We start from the raw sequence: 22,191 nt of genomic DNA, 5'->3' as shown, positions 1-22,191 counted from the left end.
CATGCGCAGCGTTTCTTATGGCAGCAGCTCCTTGCTGGCGCACAAAACCCAGCTGTGGCGCAGCCGCTTGGTGATGATGTTGGTGGCCCTGGGCTTTTTGGGCCTGGCCGGGCGCGCGGCCTATGTGCAGTTGATTGGCAATGACTTTTTCCTGCGCCAGGGCGAGGTGCGCTTTGCCCGCACGATTGAGCTGGCGGCCAACCGGGGCCGCATTTTGGATCGCAACGGGCTGATTTTGGCCTCCAGCGTGCCCGCGGCCAGCATCTGGGCCATCCCGGAAGACGTGGATATGGCCGATCCGGCCGTGCTGGCCCAGCTGCCCGCGTTGGCCCAGCTGATGGATGTGCCCTTGGCGCAGCTCAAGCAAAAGCTGGACACGGACAAAACCTTTGTCTGGCTCAAGCGCCAGCTCGATTGGGATGTGGGCCAGCAAATCAAGGCGCTGGCCATCAAAGGCATCTACCAAACGCGCGAATACAAGCGCCAGTACCCGGAGGGTGAATCGGCGGCCCACATTGTTGGCTTTACCAATGTGGAGGACAAAGGCCAAGAGGGCATGGAGCTGGCCTTTGAAAAAGAGCTGGCTGGCCAACCGGGCTCGCGCCGGGTGATCAAAGACCGCCTGGGGCGGGTGGTGGAAGGCGTGGGCGAAGAAATCCCGCCGATTGATGGGCGCGAAATTACCCTGTCCATCGACAGCAAAATCCAGTTTTTTGCCTACCAAAAAATCAAAGAACAGGTGCTGGCCCACAAAGCCCTGGGCGGCTCGGTGGTGGTGATGGATGCGCGCACGGGGGAGCTGCTGGCCTTGGCCAACTACCCCAGTTTTGACCCGGGCAACCGCAAAAAACTCACGGGCGAGCAGCTGCGCAACCGTGCCATCACCGATGTGTTTGAGCCGGGCTCAACCGTCAAACCAATCACGGTGGCCATGGGCCTGGAGTCGGGCAAGTTCCGGCCCGATACCTTGATTGATACCTCGCCGGGGCGCTTGAACGTCACCGGCTCGACCATCTCCGATACGCGCAACCACGGGGTGCTCACGGTCGAAGGCGTGATTCAAAAGTCCAGCAATATTGGGGTGACCAAAATTGCCCAACAACTCACCGCCCAGGAAATGTGGGAAACCTTCTCGGCCGTGGGCTATGGGCAAAAGCCGCAAATTGCCTTCCCCGGTGTGGCCAGTGGGCGCTTGCGGCCCTTTAAAAGCTGGCGGCCCATTGAGCAGGCCACCATGTCCTACGGCTATGGCTTGTCGGCCAGTTTGCTGCAAATGGCGCGCTCGTACACCGTGTTTTCCAATGATGGGCGGGTGATTCCGGCCTCCATGCTCAAGCTCAAGCAGCCGCCCGTGGGCGTGCCGATCTTCTCCATCAAAACGGCCAATGCCGTGCGCCACATGCTTGCCCTGGCCACCGGCCCTGGGGGCACGGGGCAGCGGGCGCAAACGGTGGGCTACTCCGTGGGCGGCAAATCCGGCACGGCGCGCAAACAGGTGGGCAAGGGCTATGCCGCCGGCAAATACCGCGCGTGGTTTACCGGCCTGGCCCCGGTGGAAGAGCCGCGCATCATCGTCGCCGTCATGGTCGATGAGCCCAACAACGGCACCTATTACGGTGGCACCGTGGCCGCGCCGGTGTTCAGTGCCGTGGTGCAACAAAGTTTGCGCTTTATGGGCGTGCCGCCGGACATGGCCGTGCAGCCCCAAATCGTCGCCGATCCGGTCGAGGAATCTTTGTGAGTTCAGTTTTTTTGCATTTATCCGATCTGCCCAGCACCTTGGCCTGGCTGCGCGCGCGCGCCCCCCAGGGGCAGTTGCGCACCGACAGCCGCCACGTGCAGCCGGGCGATATTTTTATTGCTTGGCCGGGGGCCGCAGTCGATGGCCGCGCCTTTGTCGCCCAGGCCTTGGCGCACGGCGCTGCGGCCTGCTTGGTGGAGCACGACGGCAGCGCCGACTTTGCGTTTGCCGATGCCCGCATTGCCAGCTTTACCGGCCTGAAAACCATCACCGGCAGCCTGGCCGCGCAGTGGCTGGGCCACCCCGCGCAGGCGCTGCGCATTGTGGCGGTTACAGGCACCAATGGCAAAACCAGCACCGCCTGGTGGCTGGCCCACGCCCTGCCGCGCTGTGCCATGGTTGGCACCCTGGGGGTGGGCCTGCCGCCGCACTTCACCAGCACCGGCATGACCACACCCGACCCGGTGCTGCTGCAGACCGAGTTTGCAAAATTCATAGCTGCTGGCGCTGAATTTGCAGCCATTGAGGCCTCATCTATTGGAATAGTTGAGCATCGCCTTGCGGGCACTGCTATTGATACTGCCGTTTTTACCAACTTCACCCAAGACCACCTGGACTACCACGGCAGCATGGACGCTTACTGGCAGGCCAAGGCCCAGCTGTTCGATTGGCCCGGCCTGCGCGTGGCGGTGGTGAATGTGGACGATGCCCAAGGCCGGGCGCTGGCGCAAACGCTGGCCCCGCGTAGCGCGCTGGAGGTGTGGACGGTGGGTCTGCAGCACCCCGCGCGCTTGATGGCCGTCGATATTGCCCACACCGCCCAAGGCATGGCCTTTACCGTGGTAGAGGGCCAGCAGCGCCAGCCCATGCAAACGGCCCTGATTGGCCAGTACAACATCAGCAACCTGTTGGGCGTGCTGGCCACGCTGCGCGGCCAAGGCCACAGCCTGGCGCAGGCCGTGGCGGCGTGCGCCAGCTTGCAACCCGTGCCTGGGCGCATGCAGCAAATTGCCGTGGTGGGCCAGCCTTTGGTGGCCATTGACTACGCGCACACCCCCGATGCTCTGGTGCAAGCCCTGGCCGCTTTGCGCCCCTTGGCCCAGGCGCGGGGCGGGCGGCTGTGCTGCGTGTTTGGCTGTGGCGGCAACCGCGATGCCCGCAAGCGCCCGCTGATGGGGGCCGCCGCCGAGCAAGGGGCCGACCAGGTGCTGGTCACCAGCGACAACCCGCGCCTGGAAGACCCGCAGGCCATCGTGGCCGATATCTTGGCGGGCATGCGCCCCCAGACCCCTTATGAACTGGACCGCGCGGCCGCCATTGCCCAGGCCATTGCCCAGGCCGATGCCCGCGATGTGGTCTTGCTGGCCGGCAAAGGCCACGAAGATTACCAAGACGCGCAGGGCCACAAACGCCCATTTTCCGATTACCACGAGGCCGCACGCGCCGTGCAGGCCCGCCAAGAAAGAACCCAGCCATGATGACTTTGGCCCAGGCGGCTGCCTGGATGGCCCAGACCCTGCCCCAGGTGCAGTACGGCAGTGCCGCTGCTGCCGAAGGGGCCCAGCACCTTGCCCTGCAGCGCGTCCATACCGATAGCCGCAGCGTGCAGCCCGGCGATCTCTTCATCGCCCTGCGCGGCGAGCGCCTGGATGCGCACGACTTTTTGGCCCAGGCCCAAGCGGCCGGTGCCGCTGCCGCCGTGGTCGAGCTGGGGCGCAGCCTGCCCGGTTTGCCGTGCCTGGAGGTGAGCGATACCACCGCCGCCCTGGGGGCGCTGGCCGCCGGTTGGCGCAGCCAGTTTGGCCTGCCATTGGTGGCGGTGACCGGCAGCAATGGCAAAACCACCGTCACGCAAATGCTGGCCAGCATCCTGACCGCCGCAGCGGGCGAGGCCGCTTTTGCCACGCGCGGCAATTTCAACAACGCGATTGGCGTGCCGCTGACGCTGTTGCGCTTGACCGCGCAGCACCGCCTGGGCGTGGTCGAGCTGGGCATGAACCACCCCGGCGAGATTGCCGACCTGGCTTGTATTGCCCAGCCCACCATCGCCCTGGTGAACAACGCCCAGCGCGAGCATCAGGAATTCATGCACACCGTGCAGGCCGTGGCCGAAGAAAACGGCAGCGTGCTGGCCATGCTGCCGATTGATGGCACAGCCGTGTTCCCAGCAGACGATGCCTTTAGCCCCCTGTGGCAAGGCTTGGCCGCTGGGCGCACGGTACTCACCTTTGGCGCTGGCGTGGGCGATGTGCAAGCGTCGCACGCCGTGTGGCAGGGCGACCATTGGCAGGTGAGCATCACCACCCCGCACGGCCCGCTGCACACCGCCTTGCACATTGCCGGGCGGCACAACGTGCGCAATGCCTTGGCGGCCACTGCCTGCGCGGTGGCGGCTGGCGTGCCCTTGGCGGCGATTGCCCAGGGCCTGCAGGCCTTCACCCCGGTGACGGGGCGCAGCCGGGCGCTGGCCCTGCCCTGGCAGGGGCGCACGCTGACGCTGGTGGACGACACCTACAACGCCAACCCCGATTCCATGCAAGCGGCCATTGCCGTGCTGGCCGAGTTGCCCGCCCCGCGCCTGCTGGTGCTGGGCGACATGGGCGAGGTGGGCGACCAAGGCCCGGCCTTCCACGCCGAGGTAGGGCACAGTGCCCGTGCCGCTGGGATTGAGCAATTGATAGCACTGGGCCCGCAAAGCCAGGGCGCTGTGGCCGCATTTGGCCCCGCCGGGTGGCATGGCAGCGACATGGCCGCCGTGCAAGCGCAGGTGCTGGCCGCGGTGCAGGCCGGGGTGGCCAGCGTGGTGGTCAAGGGTTCGCGCAGCATGCGCATGGAACAGGTGGTGCAGGCGCTGCAAGCGGCCAGCGCCCAGCAGGGAGCAGGGGTATGTTGATTTGGTTGGCCCAGTGGTTGCAAAGCCTGCAGCCGGACTGGACGTTTTTGCGCGTGGTGCAGTACATCACCTTCCGCGCCGTGATGGCGGCCATGACCGCCTTGCTCATCGGTCTGTGGATTGGCCCCAAGGCGATTCGCATGCTCACGGCGCTGAAAGTGGGCCAGCCCATTCGCGGCTACGCCATGCAAACGCATTTGGTCAAAAGCGGCACGCCCACCATGGGCGGGGTGCTGATTTTGTTGTCGATTGCCATCTCCACCCTGCTGTGGTTTGAGCTGAGCAACCGCTTTGTCTGGACGACGCTGATCGTCACCCTCGGTTTTGGCGCGATTGGCTGGGTGGACGACTGGCGCAAGGTGGTGAATAAAGACCCCGAGGGCATGCGCTCGCGCGAGAAGTATTTCTGGCAATCGGTCATTGGCCTGCTGGCGGCGCTGGCGCTGGTGTTCAGCATTTCCGAGTCCAGCAATGCCCGGGCTTTTGAGCTGTTCATCACCTGGGTGCAATCGGGTTTTTCGATGGATTTGCCGCCGCAAACCGGGCTGATGCTGCCGTTTTTCAAACAGGTCAGCTACCCGTTGGGGGTGCTGGGCTTTGTCGTGCTGACGTATTTGGTGATTGTCGGCGCGAGCAATGCGGTGAATTTGACCGATGGTTTGGACGGTTTGGCCATCATGCCGGTGATTTTGGTGGCCGCCTCGCTGGGCATTTTTGCCTACGTGACGGGCAGCAGCACCTACGCCAAATACCTGCACCTGCCGCACATTCCGGGCACGGGTGAGCTGCTGGTGTTTTGCGGGGCGATGGCCGGGGCGGGGCTGGCCTTTTTGTGGTTCAACGCCCACCCAGCGCAAATTTTCATGGGCGATGTGGGGGCGCTGGCCCTGGGTGGTGCCCTGGGCACGATTGCCGTCATCGTGCGCCAGGAGATCGTGCTGGCCATCATGGGCGGCATTTTTGTGCTGGAGGCGTTGTCCGTCATGCTGCAGGTCGCCTATTTCAAGTACACCAAAAAGCGCTACGGCGAAGGGCGGCGCTTGCTCAAAATGGCCCCGCTGCACCACCATTTTGAAAAAAGCGGCTGGAAGGAAACCCAAGTTGTCATGCGCTTTTGGATCATCACCATGCTGCTGTGCCTGATTGGTTTGTCCACCCTGAAACTGCGGTAAACGCCATGGTGCAACAAAGTAAAAACCTAGCTCCTGCCGCTGATGAAATCAAGGTTTCAGAGGTAAATATGCCTGAAAGCATTGAAAAACAAGCGGGTACAGCTCCTGAAAACAAAGCGCTGACCGCCGCCAGCGACGCGGCGGCCTTTGTCGCGCAGATTTTTCAAGACGATCAAACCGCTGCGGCCACGGACGCGGCCGACGCGCAGGCCGACCTGCCGCTGGCCGCCGTGCAGTGGCCCCCGGTGCCTGCCCGCTGGCCGCAGGATGCCGCCCAGCACCTGCGCGGCCAGCGCGTGCTGGTGCTGGGCCTGGGCGCGTCTGGGCTGGCCATGGCCCGCTGGTGCGCCCGCGCCGGGGCGCAGGTGACGGTGGCCGATACGCGCAGTGCGCCGCCGCAGTTGGCGCTGCTGCAGGCCGAGTTGCCCAGCGTGCGTTTTATCGCCGGGCCGCTCAGCGCCGAGTTGGTGGCCGGGGAGGACGTGACCAGCGTGTACCGCTCGCCTGGGCTGGCCCCGCAGGAGATTGCGCCCGTGGTTGATGCTGCCCGCGCCATCGGTCTGCCGGTGGGCGGCGAGTTGGATTTGTTTGCCAAAGCCCTGGCCACCTTGGCCCAGCAGCACGGCTATGCGCCCAAAGTGCTGGCCATTACCGGCACCAATGGCAAAACCACGGTCACCGCGCTCACGGGCCAGTTGCTGGTGCATGCGGGTTGGTCGGTGGCGGTGGCGGGCAATATCGGCCCCAGCCTGCTCGATACCCTGGCGCACCACCTGGACGCTGAAAATTTGCCCCAGGCCTGGGTGCTGGAGCTGTCCAGCTTTCAGCTTGAGGGCGTGCAAGATTTCGCGCCCAGCGCGGCCGTGGTGCTCAACATTACGCAAGACCACCTGGACTGGCACGGCAGCATGGCCGCTTATGCCGCCGCCAAAGCGCGAATTTTTGGTGCCCAGGGCTGCATGGTGCTCAACCGCCAGGACGAGGCCGTCATGGCCATGCTGCCTGCGCCGGTGAAATTGAAGGGCGGCAAGCTGCAGCCGCGCTGGCACACCACCTTTGGCAGCAATCTGCCGCAGCAGCCGGGCGACTTTGGCCTGGAAGAAGTCAATGGCATGCGCTGGCTGGTGCGCGCGCACGACGAGGCCGGGCCCGATGGCAGCCTGTTTCTGCAGCGCCTGCTGCCGGCCGATGTGCTGCGCATTCGCGGCCTGCACAACGCCTGCAACGCCCTGGCCGCCTTGGCGCTGGCCCAGGCAGCGGGCTGCCCGCTGGCACCGCTCTTGTTTGGCCTGCGCGAATACCGGGGCGAGCCGCACCGGGTGCAGTCCCTGGGGCTGGTCGATGGCATAGAGTATTTCGACGATAGCAAGGGCACCAATGTGGGGGCCACCGTGGCCGCCTTGCACGGCTTGGGGCCGCAACAGCGCATCGTGCTAATTTTGGGTGGCCTGGGCAAAGGGCAAGACTTTGCTCCGCTGGCCGCGCCCGTGGCCCAGTATGTGCGCGCTGTGGTGTTGATCGGGCGCGATGCGCCCGCCATTCGCCAGGCCTTGGCCCCCACCGGGGTGGCGCTGCACGATGCCGCCGATCTGCCCAGCGCCGTGCGACTGGCCCGTGCCCAGGCGCAGCCGGGCGATGCCGTGTTGCTCTCGCCGGCCTGCGCCAGCATGGACATGTTCCGCGACTACGCCCACCGCGCCCAGGTGTTTACCGAGGCCGTGCAGGCCCTGGCCGAGGCCGCCGGGCAGGTGCTGGAGGTGGGCAGTTAATGGCCAAGCAAAAGACGGACCACACGCCCGAGCAGTCCGCTGCGCCCTCGGCGCACCGCTCTTGGCGCGCACGCCTGACCGGCTGGATGCGCGGCCCGCAGGACAAGCCCGTCGATGTCCTGCCCGTGCGTGTGGGCGATGCCCAGTACCGCAGCAAAGCCTTGCCGCCGACCACGCTGGGCCTGGACCAGGCGCTGATTTGGGTGGTGATTGGCCTGCTGGCCTGGGGGCTGGTGATGGTGTATTCGGCCTCGATTGCCATGGCGGACAACCCGCGCTTTGGCAAGATACTGCCCTACCACTTCGCCCTGCGCCACGCCATCTCGCTGGGCGTGGGCTTTGTGGCGGCCTTGCTGGCCTTTCAGATTCCGATGGAGCGCTGGGAGCAGTTGGCCCCGCGCATTTTCATGCTGGCGCTGGTGCTGCTGGTGATTGTGCTCATCCCCCACGTGGGCGTGTCCGTGAATGGCTCGCGGCGCTGGCTGTCGCTGGGGGTGATGAATTTTCAGCCCTCCGAATTGGCCAAATTCGCCGTGCTTTTGTACGCCGCCGACTACATGGTGCGGCGCATGGCGGTGAAAGAGCGCTTCTTTCGTGCCGTGCTGCCCATGGCGTTTGCCGTGCTGATTGTTGGCGTGCTGCTGCTGGCCGAGCCGGACATGGGCGCTTTTTTGGTGATCGTCATCATCGCCATGGGGATTTTGTTTTTGGGCGGGGTCAATGCCCGCATGTTTTTTGGCATGGGGGCGCTGGTGGTGTTGGCCTTTGTGGCCATGATCGCCACCTCGCCCTGGCGGCGCGAGCGCATTTTTGCCTACCTCAACCCCTGGGACATGGAGCACGCCCTGGGCAAGGGCTACCAGCTCACGCACGCGCTAATCGCCATCGGCCGTGGCGAGGTGACCGGCGTGGGCCTGGGCCGCAGCGTGGAAAAACTGCATTGGTTGCCCGAGGCGCACACCGACTTTTTGTTCTCGGTGATTGGCGAGGAGTTTGGCTTTGTCGGCCTGATGGTGTTGATTTTTGCCTTCTACTGGCTGATGCGGCGCATGACCGAAATTGGCCGCGAGGCGATTATTTTGGACCGCGTTTTTTCGGGCCTGGTGGCGCAAGGGGTGGCCATTTGGATGGGGTTTCAGGCCTTTATCAATATGGGCGTGAACCTGGGGGCGCTGCCCACCAAAGGGCTGACCTTGCCGCTGATGAGTTTTGGCGGTTCCGCCATTTTGTTTAATTTGATAGCTATTGCCGTGGTACTACGCGTGGATTACGAGAACAAAGCACTGCAAAGCCCCAGGAGAGCGTGATGAGTGCTACACAAAAAACCGCCTTGGTCATGGCGGGCGGCACCGGTGGGCACATCTTCCCCGGCCTGGCCGTGGCCCAGGCGCTGCGCGAGCAGGGCTGGAAAGTCCATTGGCTGGGGGCCCCTGGCAGCATGGAAGAGCGCCTGGTGCCGCCCCAGGGCTTTCCTTTAGAAACAATCGACTTCTCTGGCGTGCGCGGCAAAGGGCTGCTTACGCTGGCCTTGCTGCCGCTGCGCCTGCTCAGGGCCTTTGCCCAGGCCTGGGCCGTGGTGCGGCGCGTGCGTCCGGACGTGGTCATTGGCCTGGGCGGCTACATCAGCTTTCCCGGCGGCATGATGGCCACGCTGGCGGGCAAGCCGCTCATCCTGCACGAGCAAAATTCCGTGGCCGGCATGGCCAACAAAGTGCTGGCCAACGTTGCCAGCCGCGTGTTCTGCGCCTTTCCCAACGCCTTGCCGGGGGCGCAGTGGGTGGGCAACCCCTTGCGCCAGGCATTTTTGCAGCAGCCCCCACCGGCCGAGCGCTTTGCCGGACGCAGCGGGCCGTTGCGCATCTTGGTGGTGGGCGGCAGCCTGGGGGCCAAGGCGCTCAACGACACCGTGCCGCAGGCGCTGGCCCTGATTCCGCCTGAACAACGCCCGCAGGTGCGGCACCAAAGCGGTGCCAAGCAAATGCAGGCCCTGCAGGCCAGCTACGCCGCTGCCGGGGTGCAGGCCGAATTGACCCCGTTCATTGACGACACCGCCAGCGCGTACGCCCAGGCCGACCTCGTCATTTGCCGCGCCGGGGCCAGCACTGTGACCGAGCTGGCCGCCGTGGGCGCAGCCGCCATCTACGTGCCCTTTCCCCATGCGGTGGACGACCACCAAACCACCAACGCCCGCTTTGTGGTCGATGCCGGGGGCGGCTGGGTGGTGCAACAAACGGCATTAAGCCCGGAAAAACTGGCACACATGATTCAAAATATGCAGCGCTCAACGCTGCTAGAGACTGCGCAAAAGGCCAAAATGATGCAAAAAACCGAAGCCACCGCTGCCGTGGTGGCCGCCTGCCAGGAGCTGGCCCGATGAAACACGCCATTCAACACATTCACTTCGTCGGCATTGGCGGCTCGGGCATGAGCGGCATTGCCGAAGTGCTGCACAACCTGGGCTACACCATCTCGGGGTCGGACTTGGCCGACAGTGCCACCTTGCAGCACCTGCAGTCCTTGGGCATTGCCACCTTTATTGGCCACGCCGCAGAGCACATTGCCGGGGCGCAGGTCATCGTCACCTCGACCGCGGTGCGCGCTGACAATCCGGAAGTGGTGGCCGCGCGGGCGCAAAAAATCACCGTCGTGCCCCGCGCCCTGATGCTGGCCGAGTTGATGCGCTTTAAAACCGGCATCGCCATTGCCGGAGCGCATGGCAAAACCACCACCACCAGCCTGGTCGCCAGTGTGCTGGCCGAGGCCGGGCTGGATCCCACCTTTGTGATTGGCGGGCGGCTCAACAGCGCCGGGGCCAATGCCAAGCTGGGCCAGGGCGATTACATCGTGGTCGAGGCGGACGAATCTGATGCCTCGTTTCTGAACCTGCTGCCCGTCATGGCCGTGGTGACCAACATCGATGCCGACCACATGGAGACCTATGGCCACGATTTTGGGCGGTTGAAGCAGGCTTTTCTCGACTTTTTGCACCGCATGCCGTTTTATGGCCGGGCCATTGTCTGCACCGAAAGCCCCGCCATTCGCGACATCCTGCCCCAGCTGGCCCGCCCGGTCACCACCTATGGCCTGGCCGAAGGCGCGCAGGTGCGGGCGGTGGATGTTCGCGCCGAGCAGGGCCAAATGCGCTTTACCGTGCTGCGGCAAAACGGCAAGCCCTATCCGCCGCTGCACGTCACCCTGAACCTGCCGGGTGAGCACAACGTCTTGAACGCCCTGGCGGCCGTGGCCATTGCCATGGAGCTGGAAGTGGACGATGCCGCCGTGCTGCGGGCGCTGGAAAACTTCAAAGGCGTAGGTCGGCGCTTTCAGCGCTACGGCGAGCTGCCGTGCGCAGGCGGCCAGTTCACCGTGATTGATGACTACGGCCACCACCCGGTGGAAATGCAGGCCACCATTGCTGCGGCACGCGGGGCCTTTCCGGGGCGGCGCTTGGTGTTGGCCTTTCAGCCCCACCGCTACACCCGCACCCGCGATTGCTTTGAAGACTTTGTGCAGGTGCTCAGCCAGGCCGATGCCGTGTTGCTGGCCGAAGTCTATGCCGCCGGTGAAGAGCCGATCCAGGCCGCCGATGGCCGCGCCTTGGCTCGGGGACTGCGCGTGGCGGGCAAGGTGGAGCCTTTATTTGTAGCGGACATTGCCCAAATGCCCAGCACCATCGTGGACAATGCCCGCCCGGGCGATGTGGTGCTGACCATGGGGGCCGGATCGATTGGTGCGGTGCCAGCCAAAGTAGTACAGCTGCTCGCAAAAGACAAGCTAGAGACGCATATTGGACGTGGGTTATGACACAAAACAATGACAAATTAACACCTGCCGCTTTCGGTAAAGTGGCGGTGCTGCTGGGTGGACGCTCTTCGGAGCGCGAAGTCTCTCTGATGTCTGGGCAGGGCGTGCTGAACGCCCTGCGTGCGCAAGGGGTCGATGCCCATGCATTCGATCCAGCCGAAAAAGACCTGTGCGCGCTGAAAACCGAAGGCTTTGCCCGCTGCTTTATTGCCCTGCACGGTCGCCACGGCGAAGACGGCACGGTGCAAGGCGCGCTGGAGCTGCTGGGCATCCCCTACACCGGCTCGGGCGTGATGGCTTCGAGCATGGCCATGGACAAAATCATGACCAAGCGCATCTGGCGTTTTGAAGGCCTGCCCACCCCCGATTGGCGCATGGTGGCCAGTGTGGCCGATACGCAAGCGGCCTTTGCCGCCCTGGGCAGCCCCATGATTGTTAAACCGGCGCGCGAAGGCTCCACCATTGGCCTGACCAAAGTTACTAGCGCCGAGCAATGCGCCCAGGCTTATGCCCTGGCCGCCCGGTACGACCCCGAAGTGCTGTGCGAAGAATTTATTGCTGGTGACGAAACCACCTGCCCCGTGCTGGGCACCGGCGCGGCCGCCCAGGCGCTGCCCCTGATCCGCATCGTCGCGCCCGACGGTAATTACGATTACCAGAACAAATACTTCACCGACACCACCCAATACCACTGCCCCAGCGGCCTGCCGCCGCAGGAAGAGGAGGCCATCCAGCGCATGGTGGAAAAAGCCTACCGCACCCTGGGCTGCCGGGGCTGGGCGCGCGCCGATGTGATGATTCGCGCCAGCGACCGCAAGCCGTTCTTGCTGGAAATCAATACCTCGCCGGGCATGACGGGCCACTCCCTGGTGCCCATGGCTGCCCGGGCCCAATGCATCAGCTACGAGGCACTGTGCCTGCAGCTGCTGGCCACAGCCACTCTGGACAGCGCAGCTGCCACTTCCTAGCCACGGCAGTGACTGTGTATGCGCGAGCGGCCCACCCCCCTGGATATTCGTCTCATGAACGTGACGGCTTCGTTCATGTTTGGGGGCGGGTGCATTCTGGTGCTGGTGCTGGTTGTGGGCTGGGCGCTGCGCCATCCGGTGTTTTCGATTAACCGCATCGTGGTGGAAGGTGAATTGGTGCACAACAACGCGGTGACCTTGCGGGCCAATGTGGCCCCGCATTTGGCTGGTAATTTTTTCACCATTGATTTGCCCCAGGCGCAGACCGTATTCGAGCAGGTGCCCTGGGTGCGCAAAGCCGAAGTGCGCCGCGCGTACCCCAATAGTTTGCGTGTGCTCTTGCATGAGCATGTGGCCCAGGCGTACTGGGGCGCGGCTTCGGGTGCGGCCATGGTCAATACCTTTGGGGAAGTGTTTGAAGCCAACTTGGGCGAACTCGAACGCGAGGGCTTGCCCCGCCTGGACGGCCCCGAGGGCTCGGCCCCCCAGGTGTTGGCCATGTTTTATGCGCTGGAGCCATTGTTTCAAGCGCTGGACCTTTCGGTCGATGCCCTGAGCCTGCGTGACCGGGGCAGCTGGCTGCTGGTGCTGAGCAATGAAGCGCACCTTGAATTGGGCAGCGGCACCCCCGAACAAGTTTTGCAGCGCACCCAGCGCTGGCTGCGCACGGTGCGCACGGTGCTGGAACGCTACCAACGCACGGCAAATGCTATAGAGTACGCCGATTTGCGCTATACCGATGGTTATGCTTTGCGCTTGCGTGGCGTGAACACAATTTCACCCGCTGCGGCCAAGGCCTTGGCACAGCGCCAAGCAGCAGCAACAACAACAAATAGTCCAAAAAATCGACCTGCAGAGGGCAGACACTGAAATGGCAAGAGAGTACAAAGATGTGGTGGTAGGGCTGGATATCGGCACCTCCAAAGTCATGGCTGTGGTGGCCGAAGTGTTGCCCAATGGCGATTTAAAGCTGGCGGGCTTGGGGGTCGCCTCCAGCAACGGATTAAAGCGCGGGGTGGTGGTCAATATTGAAGCCACCGTGCAAAGCATTCAGCAGGCTTTAAAAGAAGCCGAGCTGATGGCCGATTGCAAAATTCAGCGCGTGCATACCGGCATCACCGGTAGCCATATTCGGGGCCTTAATCAAAGTGGCGTAGTGGCCATTAAAGACAAAGAAGTCACGCCCACGGATGTGGCCCGGGTGATTGAAACGGCCAAGGCGGTGAGTATTTCGTCCGATCAGCGCCTGCTGTTGGTCGAGCCGCAAGAATTTGTCATTGACGGACAAGACGTTAAAGAGCCCATCGGCATGAGCGGCATTCGTTTGGAAGCGAAAGTACACATCGTCACCGGGGCCCAAAGTGCGGCGGAAAACATCATTAAATGCGTGCGCCGTTGTGGCTTGGAAGTGGAGCAATTGCTGCTCAATCCCCTGGCCGCCAGCCAATCGGTGCTGACCGATGACGAGCGCGAATTGGGCGTGGTCTTGGTCGATATTGGTGCCGGCACCACCGATGTGGCGATCTTTACCGGTGGGGCCATTCGCCATACGGCGGTGATTCCGATTGCGGGCGATTTAATTACCAGCGATATCGCCATGGCCCTGCGCACGCCCACGAAAGATGCCGAAGACATCAAGGTCGAGAGCGGTTTTGCCAAGCAATCGCTGGCCGATCCGCAGGCCCAGGTGGAAGTGCCCGGCCTGGGCGACCGGGGGCCGCGCATGCTGGGCAAGCAGGCCTTGGCCGGGGTGATTGAGCCGCGGGTCGAAGAAATTTTTCATCTGGTGCACCAAGTCATTCGCGAATCGGGCTATGAAGAGGTGCTCTCCTCCGGGGTGGTGATCACGGGCGGCAGCTCGGTCATGCCGGGGATGGTGGAGCTGGGAGAGGATATTTTTCTCAAGCCGGTGCGCCGGGGGGTGCCCCAATATGCCAGCGCTTTGGCCGATATGGTGGCCCAACCACGCTCAGCAACGGTGATGGGATTATTGGAGGAAGCGCGCCTGGCGCGCTTGCGCGGTTTCAAGGTGGCACAAAAAAGTGGCTCGATGAAGACCGCTTTAGGCCGATTCAGAGACTTTATTGTGGGAAACTTCTAGGTATCGCTATCTGAAGCTTTCCAGATACATTTGCGCGATGGCAAATTGAATTTGCTTTCCAATAAAACACTAGCAGTGCATGATTGACAAGGTTTCCAGGAGTTCCCGCATGACGACTATCGAGATGATCGACGCCGAAAAATTTAACCAAGGTACTCAGATTAAAGTGATCGGGGTCGGTGGTGGTGGCGGCAACGCGGTTGAGCACATGATCGCCAACAGCGTCCAGGGTGTGGAGTTCGTGTGTGCCAACACCGATGCGCAGGCCTTGATTCGCAGCAACGCTAACCGCACCATCCAGCTGGGGCTAAGCGGCTTGGGCGCGGGCAGCAAACCCGACAAAGGCCGCGAAGCGGCCGAGGCTGCTGTGGAAGATATTCGTGCCGCTATTGATGGCTCGCACATGCTTTTTATTACCGCCGGTATGGGCGGTGGCACGGGCACGGGGGCCGCTCCCGTCATTGCCCGCGTGGCCAAGGAAATGGGGATTTTGACTGTTGGTGTGGTGACCAAACCCTTCGAGTGGGAGGGCAACCGCCGCATGAAAAACGCCGACGAGGGCCTGTCTGAACTGGAGGCCAACGTCGATTCCCTGATCGTCGTGCTCAATGAAAAATTGCTGGAAGTCTTGGGGGACGATGTCTCCCAGGAAGAGGCGTTTTCCCACGCCAACGATGTGCTGCGCAATGCGGTGGGCGGTATCGCTGAAATCATCAATGAATACGGGCATGTGAACGTTGACTTTGAAGACGTGCGCACCGTGATGGGCGAACCGGGCAAGGCCATGATGGGCACGGCCCGTGCCAGCGGCCCCGATCGCGCCCGCATTGCCGCCGAGCAAGCAGTGGCTTGCCCGCTGCTGGAAGGCATTGACCTTTCGGGTGCCAAAGGCGTGTTGGTGCTGGTCACGGCGGCCCGTGGCAGCTTGAAGCTGTCGGAGTCGCGCCAGGCCATGACCACCATCAAGGCCTATGCTTCGGAAGATGCCCACGTGATTTACGGGGCAGCGTATGACGACAGCCTGGGTGAAGATATTCGCGTGACGGTGGTGGCCACGGGCCTGTCCCGTCCAGGGGCACGTCGCCAGGCCATGTCGGTGGTACAGGGTGGTTTGCGCACTGGTACCGACAACATGACCCTGGTGGGCACCCCAACGGCCAGCATGAACGCGGCGTTGGCCGGCGGCAATCCGGTGGCTGCTGCTCCCGTGGGTGCCGCGGGTGCCTATGGCAGCGGCGATGCCTCGACCTCCAGCGTTTGGGGCTCTAACCGCACCAGCCGCACCCATGCTGCGGCCCGTGTGGATGCCTTGTCCTCTGGCGGCATGGACGATTTGGAAATTCCCGCTTTCTTGCGCAAGCAGGCCGATTAAGGGCACTGAGCCGTATTCTCTGCGGCCCACGCGCCCAGTCTGGTGGCGATTCCAGCTTCGGCTGGGCAGCCTTAGAAACCATCCATGGTGCTTATAGAAAAATCTATAAGTTTGCTTTGGATGGTTTTTGTTTTAGCTCTCTACAATCGCGCCATGCTAGAGCAAAGAACCATTAAAACACTCACCCGTGCCGTGGGCATGGGGCTTCACAGTGGCCAGCGGGTGGAGATGACGCTGCGGCCCGCGCCCCCGGATACCGGTATTGTTTTTCGCCGCGTTGATTTGCCGGAACCGGTGGATATTGCCATTTCTGCGCAAGCGGTGGTCGATACCCGCATGGCCTCGACGATTGGCGCAGCCGGGGCCAAGGTGCATACGGTGGAGCACTTGATGTCGGCTTTGTGCGGGCTGGGAATTGACAATATCGTGATTGATATTACGGCCGAGGAAGTGCCCATTTTGGATGGTTCTTCTTCTTCCTTTGTATTTCTATTGCAAAGTGCCGGTATTGAATTACAAAAAGTAGCAAAAAAATTTATTCGCGTGATAAAGCCTGTGGAGGTGCGCGAAGGTGCTGGTGCCCAATTGAAGTGGGCCCGGTTTGAGCCCTACCATGGTTTTAAATTGCGCTTTGAAATTGATTTTGCCCATCCGGCGGTGGATTCAACGGGGCAAAGCTTTGAGTTTGATTTTGGCCGGGGGGATTACGTGCGCGATATTGCACGGGCCCGCACTTTTGGCTTTACCCGCGATGTAGAAATGCTGCGCACCAATGGCTTGGCGCTGGGCGGTGGTCTGGACAATGCGATTGTGATGGACGACTACAAGGTGTTGAACAGCGATGGTTTGCGCTACGGGGATGAGTTTGTCAAACACAAAATTCTTGATGCGATTGGCGATTTGTACCTGATTGGCCGCCCGATCTTGGGCGCATACAGCGCGTTTCGCTCTGGCCATGCCATGAACAACCAGCTGCTGCGGGCCTTGCTGGCCCAGCCCGAGAGTTGGGAGGAGGTGACCTTTGCCCGCGATCGGGACGCGCCGGCCGGATTTAATGCTGTCGCTGCGGCCTGGTAAACACAGCACAACCCAGGAGCTGGCATGCTGATTTTTCGTTGGTTGGTGCTGTTTTTGTTGCTGGGGGCGGCGCTGTCGTTTGCGTTTTATCTGGGCACAGGCCGCGTTTATTTCAAACGCTGGGCGCTGTTGATTTTGAAGTGGAGTGTGATTGCGGGCATCAGCTTTTTTGCCGTGCTGATGCTGGGCCGCATTGTTTAGAACGTGTTCACGATCTCCTCATGGGTGTGCGGGCGCGGCTTCGGGCGGTCTGCGTCGTTGCAAATCCTCGCAATAGCCAAGCTATTGCTGTGGTTTGCGCCTCGCAACCCATCCCGAACCGCATCCCCCACACCTTCATTCGAGATCATGAACACGTTCTTAGCCAGGCGGTGCCTTGGCGGGTGATTCAGCGGGTGAGTCATTGCAGCCCATTGCGCCGGGCCAGTTCGGCAAACAGGCCGCTGTGGTCGAGCTGGTCAAAGCCATGTTCCACGGCGCTGGTGTAGAGCTGGGCGAAAAAATCGGTAATCGGCACCTCTAGCCCCACTTCTGCCGCAGTCGTTTGCGCATTGCGCAGGTCTTTGAGCTGCACGCCCATGCGGGCCCCAGGGGCAAAGTTGCGCTGCACCATGCGCTGGCCGTGCAGTTGCAGGATGCGACTGTCGGCAAAGCCGCCAGTAATGGCTTCGCGCACTTTGGCCGGGTCGGCCCCGCCTTGTTCGCACAGCAGCAGGGCTTCGGCCACAGCGCCGATGGTGATGCCCACAATCATTTGGTTGGCCAGCTTGGCCAGTTGCCCGCTGCCGTGGGGGCCCACATGCGTGGCACGGCCTAAAACATTAAAAATAGGAGCTGCTTGCGCTGCATCTTCAACATCTCCACCGACCATGATTGCCAAAGTGCCCGCCTCTGCACCGACAGTACCTCCTGAAACAGGAGCATCCAGGTGCCGCACGCCTTGCGCCTGCAGGCGTTGGGCGTGCGCACGGGCTTGGCGCGGCTGGATCGAGGCCATGTCGATGACCAGGCTGCCGCTGGCCAGGCCGTGGCAGGCACTGTCCGCGCCCAGGCCAAACAGCACCTGTTCGACCACATCGCCGTTTTCCAGCAGGCTGAGGGTGATGTCGGCCCCGCTGCAGGCTTGGCGCGGGGTGGCGCAAATGACGGCTCCATCTGCGGCCAAGACTTCGGCCTTGGCCTGGGTGCGGTTCCAGACACGCATTGGGTAACCGGCTTGGGCCAAGCGCCGGGCCATGGGCAGGCCCATGTTGCCGGTGCCCAGCAGGCACAGGGTCAGAGGGGAGGGGGGCAAGGTGGCGAGGGTGGGCATGGTGTGTAAGGTGTTGTGGGTGTGCAAGGTGGTTGTGGTTTAAGTGGACTGTTGTTGCAGGGCCCACATGCTGGCGTAGCGGCCATTCAGTGCCAGCAGTTGCTGGTGGTTACCGCGCTCGACAATCTGGCCGGCATCGAGCACCAGAATTTCGTGCGCATCGACCACGGTGGACAGGCGGTGGGCAATCACCAAGGTGGTTTTGCCCTGGGCAGCGGCCCGCAGCTCGGCCTGGATGGCGCGTTCGTTGGCCGAATCGAGGGCGCTGGTGGCTTCGTCAAAAATCAAAATGGGCGGGTCTTTGAGCAGGGTGCGGGCAATGGCTACGCGCTGCTTTTCGCCGCCGGAGAGCTTCAGGCCGCGCTCGCCCACCGTGGTGGCATAGCCCTGGGGCTGGGCAGCGATGAAGTTGTGAATGTGCGCGGCGCGGGCGGCCTGCTCAATCTCTTCTTGGCTGGCATCGGTGCGGCCGTAGGCGATGTTGAAAGCAATGCTGTCGTTGAACAGCACCGTATCCTGCGGCACGATGCCGATGGCGCGGCGCAGGCTGGCTTGCGTAACTTGGCGAATGTCTTGCCCGGCGATGGTGATGCGGCCATCCTGCACGTCGTAAAAACGGTAGAGCAGGCGGCTTAAGGTGGATTTGCCCGCGCCCGAGGGGCCGACCACCGCCACCGTTTTGCCTGCCGGAATCTCAAAACTCAGGCCGTGCAGGATGGGCCGCCCGGCTTCGTAGGCAAAACGCACGTTCTCAAAGCGCACGGTGGGCGTGGCCAGATCGGTCAGCGCGGTGGCATCGGGGCGGTCTTGCACCTCTTGCGGGCGGTCCATCAGGGTGAACATCTTGTCCAGATCGACCAGGTTTTGCTTGATTTCGCGGTAGATCACGCCCAGAAAATTGAGCGGGATGTAAATCTGAATCATGAAGGCATTCACCATGACCAGATCGCCCAGGCTCAAACGCCCATCTACCACCCCTTGCGTGGCCCGCCACAGCATGGCCACCAGCCCGATGGCAATGATCAGCTGCTGCCCGCCGTTGAGCAGCGACAGGCTGGTGCGGCTTTTGAGCTGGGCGCTGCGCAGTTGCTGCAAGCTGGTGTCGTAGCGTTGGGCCTCAAAGGCTTCGTTGTTGAAGTATTTGACCGTTTCGTAATTGAGCAGGGAATCGACCGCCTTGGTGTTGGCCGCCGAATCAAACTGGTTGGCCTGGCGGCGAAACTGAATGCGCCATTCGGTCACCGCCACGGTAAAAATCACATACACCACCAGCGCGGCCAGGGTGATCAGGGCAAAGCCGATGTCCAGCTTGTTGCCCAACACTGTGAGCACCAGCAGCACCTCGACCAAGGTGGCCACGATGTTGAAAAACGCAAACGACACCAGCGATTCAATGCCGCGCACGCCGCGCTCGATGTCGCGGGTCATGCCGCCAGTTTGCCGCTCCAGGTGAAAGCGCAGGCTCAAGCGGTGCAGGTGCTCAAACGTGGCCAGCGCAATCGAGCGGGCCGCGCCGTGGGTGGCTTTGGAGAAGACAAATTCCCGCAGTTCATTGAACAAAGAGTTGGCAAAGCGCAAGGCCCCATAGGCCACGAGCAGGCCCACGGGCACCACCAGCAGCGCCTGGGCGCTGCCAGCGGGCACGTCCATGGCATCAATCAACTGTTTCAGGAGCAGGGGCACGCCCACGTTGGCGCTTTTGGCGGCCACCATGCAGGCAATGGCAATGATGACGCGCCACTTGTACTCCCACAAATAGGGCAGCAGGCGGGCAATGGTGCGCCAGTCGCCGGGGCGGTGGCTGGCCGCACTGGAATCAAAGGATGGGGGCATAGGAGAGAATTGGGCGTTTTAAGATGAAGGAATTGTCCCCCATGAATCTGGATAAGTTCACCCTGCAAGCGCCGCCCGCTGACCGCGAGCTGGTATTGAAAGTGATTCCCATGCCTGCTGATTGCAACGCCAATGGCGATATTTTTGGCGGCTGGCTGATGTCGCAGGTCGATTTGGCCGGCTGCATCTTGCCCATGCGCTTGAGCCAGGGGCGCATGGCGACGGTGGCGGTGAAAGAGTTTTTATTCACCCAGCCGGTGCGCGTGGGCGATTTGCTCTCGTTCTACGCCAAGATTGAGCGCGTGGGCACGACCTCGGTCACGGTGGAAGTGCAGGTGCTGGCCCAGCGCCTGGCCACGCAAAACGCCTATGTGCAAGTGGCGCACGCCATCCTCACCTATGTGGCCATTGACGACGAAGGCCGCCCGCGCCCGGTGGCACCCGCGGCCGTGCATTGAGCCGACGGCGGGGGCAGCACGGGCGCTTTAACGCTGCTTAACGCTGCTCGTGCACCTGGGTGCCTTTCTCCGTACTAATGGTGTATTTGGCTGAAAACGCTTTTCTGACTTGCGCCTCCAGCTCTTGTTCCCATAGCACAAAGCCGGGCTGGCCATTCCATTCGGTGCTGGTGGCGTTGGGGCTAAAGCTGGACTGCACCCGAATGGCGGCGTTTTTGGCCACCGGGGCCGCTTCCAGCACTTGCAGCACGATGGGCTGGCGGTGGCGGTTTTCGACGCTGAAGCGGTGCTCGATGCTGCGTTCGCTGCGGCCCTGCATAAAGCCTGCGGTATCGGCCAGCTCTTTGACCGGTTCGGTGCGCACCACGATGCGATCGTCACGGCCAAAGGACAGGCCCAGGCGCTCGAAATCGCTCGATTGCGGGTCAAACCGGGTTTGGCCCACGTTGGCCTGGTCGCGCTCCAGGGCCATGGGGCCGGCGGGCCAATCGCCGGACAGTTTGGGCAATTGGGCCACCAGCCAGGCGTGGGGTTCGCGCATGGGGGTGGTGCGGGCCACCAGCACCGCAGGCACTTGTTCGGCACTGAGCGACAAGGTGACGCGCTCCCCGCCCGAGGGGATGCTCACCTTTTGCGGCAGGGCAAACTCGGTGGCGTAGCTGCCTTCGGTGCTGACGGCCTCAAAGCTGGGCAGGGGGGCGGCATCGGCGCTGCTGGCGGCTTTGCGCAGCGCTGGCGCTGGTGCTGGTGCCGACAGGGCCACCATGGGGGCGCTGGCCATGCTCATTTCGGCTTGCGCCGTGGGCGGTGGGGGCACATCCAGCGTCCAGGGGCGCGGCAGTGGCCCTTGGCTAGCGGCCAGGGGTTGGCCGGTGGACAGGGTTAGCGCCACACCGCGCCAATCTTCGCCGGTGGTTTGCGCCACCAGGGCCAGGCGCTCCAGCTCTACGGTGGCGGTCTCGGTATTGAGCCGGGCGCGGTAGCTGGGCCCCCAGCTGGGGCCGCGCACTTGGTAGTGCAGGTGGATGTCGGCGGCGTTGGCGCTGGCCAAGGTCACGCGCACCATGGCCACTTGCTCAGATTGCACGCTGCCTTGCTCGGCCTGGATGCGCTCCAGCGCCTGTTGGCGCTCTTCTAAGGTGCGCTGGGCGCGGGCCAGTTGGGTGAGGGTATCGACCGCTGAGCGGCGCAGGGCTTGGGCTTGGGCCCCAATCTGGGGCGGCGGTGGCAGCCCTTGGGTGCCTGGGGCTGCGCCAGCTTGGGTGGTTAGCCAGGTGTGGGCCAGCTCCAGCCCTTGGACCTCGGCTTGGGCGCGGGCCACATCGTCCTGGGCGCTGCGTATGCGCTCGGCCACGGCACTGTCGCAGCCGGTGGCAATGCGCCGCTCCAGGGTTTGCACATTCACTTCGCCAATGCGCACGCTGCGGTCGCTGCGCACTTGCAAGCTGCGGGGATCGAGTTGGGCGGGCAGGCAGGCAAAGACGGCTTGCGTGCTGCCCGCAGGCAGGTGCAAGACGCGCTCGACCGAGGCCACGCCAGGGTAGAGCGTGACCGCGCGGATGGTTGAAGCCGGTGTGGCTGGAGTGCCTGCCGCCAAGGCGGTGGAAGTGATGGCCACCAAGGCGGCGGCCCCCCCAGCGTAACGAAAGCAAGACAGCAGCATGGTGAGCCTTTCTTGGAAAGCCGCCATG

18 protein-coding genes are annotated in these 22,191 nt (G+C 62.9%); 15 read left to right on the top strand and 3 right to left on the bottom strand.

Annotation, left to right across the window (positions count from 1 at the left end; translation table 11 throughout):
• Position 1: 1 nt before the first annotated feature.
• The 14 genes from ACFO24_RS10390 to ACFO24_RS10325 all read left to right on the top strand — a co-directional run bounded on the left by ACFO24_RS10390 (position 2) and on the right by ACFO24_RS10325 (position 17,098).
• Positions 2-1,741, top strand: a complete 1,740-nt coding sequence (locus ACFO24_RS10390; protein WP_377738282.1) for a peptidoglycan D,D-transpeptidase FtsI family protein — start codon at positions 2-4, stop codon at positions 1,739-1,741.
• Positions 1,738-3,219, top strand: coding sequence for a UDP-N-acetylmuramoyl-L-alanyl-D-glutamate--2,6-diaminopimelate ligase (locus tag ACFO24_RS10385; protein ID WP_377738281.1), 1,482 nt, complete (start codon positions 1,738-1,740; stop codon positions 3,217-3,219). Before ACFO24_RS10390 ends, ACFO24_RS10385 begins: the two co-directional genes overlap by 4 nt.
• Positions 3,216-4,634: a UDP-N-acetylmuramoyl-tripeptide--D-alanyl-D-alanine ligase gene (locus tag ACFO24_RS10380; protein WP_377738280.1), complete on the top strand. Its 1,419-nt coding sequence runs from the start codon at positions 3,216-3,218 to the stop codon at positions 4,632-4,634. Before ACFO24_RS10385 ends, ACFO24_RS10380 begins: the two co-directional genes overlap by 4 nt.
• Positions 4,628-5,806 carry a phospho-N-acetylmuramoyl-pentapeptide-transferase gene (gene mraY, locus ACFO24_RS10375; RefSeq protein WP_377738279.1) on the top strand — a complete coding sequence of 393 codons (1,179 nt, stop codon included), beginning with the start codon at positions 4,628-4,630 and terminating at the stop codon, positions 5,804-5,806. Before ACFO24_RS10380 ends, mraY begins: the two co-directional genes overlap by 7 nt.
• A gap of 68 nt (positions 5,807-5,874) precedes the next feature.
• The gene (gene murD / locus ACFO24_RS10370) at positions 5,875-7,575 is read left to right on the top strand and encodes a UDP-N-acetylmuramoyl-L-alanine--D-glutamate ligase (protein WP_377738278.1); all 1,701 of its coding nucleotides are present in this window, start codon (positions 5,875-5,877) and stop codon (positions 7,573-7,575) included.
• An 86-nt stretch (positions 7,576-7,661) separates the two neighbouring features.
• Positions 7,662-8,882 (top strand): putative lipid II flippase FtsW, encoded by a 1,221-nt coding sequence (gene ftsW / locus ACFO24_RS10365; protein WP_377738383.1) that lies wholly within the window; start codon positions 7,662-7,664, stop codon positions 8,880-8,882.
• Positions 8,882-9,952, top strand: coding sequence for an undecaprenyldiphospho-muramoylpentapeptide beta-N-acetylglucosaminyltransferase (gene murG / locus ACFO24_RS10360; protein WP_377738276.1), 1,071 nt, complete (start codon positions 8,882-8,884; stop codon positions 9,950-9,952). Before ftsW ends, murG begins: the two co-directional genes overlap by 1 nt.
• Positions 9,949-11,379 (top strand): UDP-N-acetylmuramate--L-alanine ligase, encoded by a 1,431-nt coding sequence (gene murC, locus ACFO24_RS10355; RefSeq protein ID WP_377738275.1) that lies wholly within the window; start codon positions 9,949-9,951, stop codon positions 11,377-11,379. Before murG ends, murC begins: the two co-directional genes overlap by 4 nt.
• On the top strand, positions 11,376-12,347 hold the full coding sequence (locus ACFO24_RS10350) for a D-alanine--D-alanine ligase (RefSeq protein ID WP_377738274.1): 972 nt from the start codon (positions 11,376-11,378) through the stop codon (positions 12,345-12,347). Before murC ends, ACFO24_RS10350 begins: the two co-directional genes overlap by 4 nt.
• An 18-nt stretch (positions 12,348-12,365) precedes the next feature.
• Positions 12,366-13,217 (top strand): cell division protein FtsQ/DivIB, encoded by an 852-nt coding sequence (locus tag ACFO24_RS10345; protein ID WP_377738273.1) that lies wholly within the window; start codon positions 12,366-12,368, stop codon positions 13,215-13,217.
• A 1-nt stretch (position 13,218) separates the two neighbouring features.
• Positions 13,219-14,448 (top strand): cell division protein FtsA, encoded by a 1,230-nt coding sequence (gene ftsA, locus ACFO24_RS10340; protein WP_207575358.1) that lies wholly within the window; start codon positions 13,219-13,221, stop codon positions 14,446-14,448.
• Between the two features lie 109 nt (positions 14,449-14,557).
• Positions 14,558-15,820 (top strand): cell division protein FtsZ, encoded by a 1,263-nt coding sequence (ftsZ, locus tag ACFO24_RS10335; protein ID WP_377738272.1) that lies wholly within the window; start codon positions 14,558-14,560, stop codon positions 15,818-15,820.
• A gap of 153 nt (positions 15,821-15,973) precedes the next feature.
• Entirely contained in the window at positions 15,974-16,897 is a 924-nt protein-coding gene (gene lpxC, locus ACFO24_RS10330) for a UDP-3-O-acyl-N-acetylglucosamine deacetylase (RefSeq protein WP_377738271.1), read from the top strand.
• A gap of 24 nt (positions 16,898-16,921) precedes the next feature.
• Entirely contained in the window at positions 16,922-17,098 is a 177-nt protein-coding gene (locus tag ACFO24_RS10325; protein WP_207575361.1) for a hypothetical protein, read from the top strand.
• A 199-nt stretch (positions 17,099-17,297) separates the two neighbouring features.
• Here ACFO24_RS10325 and ACFO24_RS10320 read toward each other — a convergent pair whose 3' ends face one another.
• Complete coding sequence (locus ACFO24_RS10320) at positions 17,298-18,209, bottom strand: NAD(P)-dependent oxidoreductase (RefSeq protein WP_377738270.1); 912 nt, start codon at positions 18,207-18,209, stop codon at positions 17,298-17,300.
• Between the two features lie 39 nt (positions 18,210-18,248).
• Positions 18,249-20,042, bottom strand: a complete 1,794-nt coding sequence (locus ACFO24_RS10315) for an ABCB family ABC transporter ATP-binding protein/permease (protein ID WP_377738269.1) — start codon at positions 20,040-20,042, stop codon at positions 18,249-18,251.
• A gap of 41 nt (positions 20,043-20,083) precedes the next feature.
• On the opposite strand from ACFO24_RS10315, the gene ACFO24_RS10310 reads away from it, so the two are divergent.
• Positions 20,084-20,500 carry an acyl-CoA thioesterase gene (locus ACFO24_RS10310; RefSeq protein WP_207575364.1) on the top strand — a complete coding sequence of 139 codons (417 nt, stop codon included), beginning with the start codon at positions 20,084-20,086 and terminating at the stop codon, positions 20,498-20,500.
• Positions 20,501-20,537: 37 nt separating this feature from the next.
• Here the strand turns inward: ACFO24_RS10310 and ACFO24_RS10305 are convergent, their stop codons facing one another.
• Positions 20,538-22,163: a DUF4139 domain-containing protein gene (locus tag ACFO24_RS10305; protein ID WP_377738268.1), complete on the bottom strand. Its 1,626-nt coding sequence runs from the start codon at positions 22,161-22,163 to the stop codon at positions 20,538-20,540.
• Positions 22,164-22,191 lie beyond the last annotated feature (28 nt).

It is taken from the genome of Comamonas denitrificans (genome assembly GCF_042654745.1).
GTDB classification, from domain to species: domain Bacteria; phylum Pseudomonadota; class Gammaproteobacteria; order Burkholderiales; family Burkholderiaceae_C; genus Comamonas; species Comamonas denitrificans.
The sequence above is the reverse complement of the archived record's forward strand: the minus strand, read 5'-3'. Positions and strand labels throughout refer to the sequence as shown.

Bases quoted from the DNA above. Each gene is read 5' to 3' on its own strand.
- ACFO24_RS10305 (WP_377738268.1), bottom strand. From the start codon at position 22,163: ATGCTGCTGTCTTGCTTTCGTTACGCTGGGGGGGCCGCCGCCTTGGTG.
- murG (WP_377738276.1), top strand. From the start codon at position 8,882: ATGAGTGCTACACAAAAAACCGCCTTGGTCATGGCGGGCGGCACCGGT.
- lpxC (WP_377738271.1), top strand. From the start codon at position 15,974: ATGCTAGAGCAAAGAACCATTAAAACACTCACCCGTGCCGTGGGCATG.
- ACFO24_RS10345 (WP_377738273.1), top strand. From the start codon at position 12,366: ATGCGCGAGCGGCCCACCCCCCTGGATATTCGTCTCATGAACGTGACG.
- mraY (WP_377738279.1), top strand. From the start codon at position 4,628: ATGTTGATTTGGTTGGCCCAGTGGTTGCAAAGCCTGCAGCCGGACTGG.
- murC (WP_377738275.1), top strand. From the start codon at position 9,949: ATGAAACACGCCATTCAACACATTCACTTCGTCGGCATTGGCGGCTCG.
- ACFO24_RS10315 (WP_377738269.1), bottom strand. From the start codon at position 20,042: ATGCCCCCATCCTTTGATTCCAGTGCGGCCAGCCACCGCCCCGGCGAC.
- ACFO24_RS10310 (WP_207575364.1), top strand. From the start codon at position 20,084: ATGAATCTGGATAAGTTCACCCTGCAAGCGCCGCCCGCTGACCGCGAG.
- ftsA (WP_207575358.1), top strand. From the start codon at position 13,219: ATGGCAAGAGAGTACAAAGATGTGGTGGTAGGGCTGGATATCGGCACC.
- ftsZ (WP_377738272.1), top strand. From the start codon at position 14,558: ATGACGACTATCGAGATGATCGACGCCGAAAAATTTAACCAAGGTACT.
- ACFO24_RS10390 (WP_377738282.1), top strand. From the start codon at position 2: ATGCGCAGCGTTTCTTATGGCAGCAGCTCCTTGCTGGCGCACAAAACC.
- ACFO24_RS10350 (WP_377738274.1), top strand. From the start codon at position 11,376: ATGACACAAAACAATGACAAATTAACACCTGCCGCTTTCGGTAAAGTG.
- murD (WP_377738278.1), top strand. From the start codon at position 5,875: ATGCCTGAAAGCATTGAAAAACAAGCGGGTACAGCTCCTGAAAACAAA.
- ACFO24_RS10380 (WP_377738280.1), top strand. From the start codon at position 3,216: ATGATGACTTTGGCCCAGGCGGCTGCCTGGATGGCCCAGACCCTGCCC.
- ACFO24_RS10325 (WP_207575361.1), top strand. From the start codon at position 16,922: ATGCTGATTTTTCGTTGGTTGGTGCTGTTTTTGTTGCTGGGGGCGGCG.
- ftsW (WP_377738383.1), top strand. From the start codon at position 7,662: ATGCGCGGCCCGCAGGACAAGCCCGTCGATGTCCTGCCCGTGCGTGTG.
- ACFO24_RS10320 (WP_377738270.1), bottom strand. From the start codon at position 18,209: ATGCCCACCCTCGCCACCTTGCCCCCCTCCCCTCTGACCCTGTGCCTG.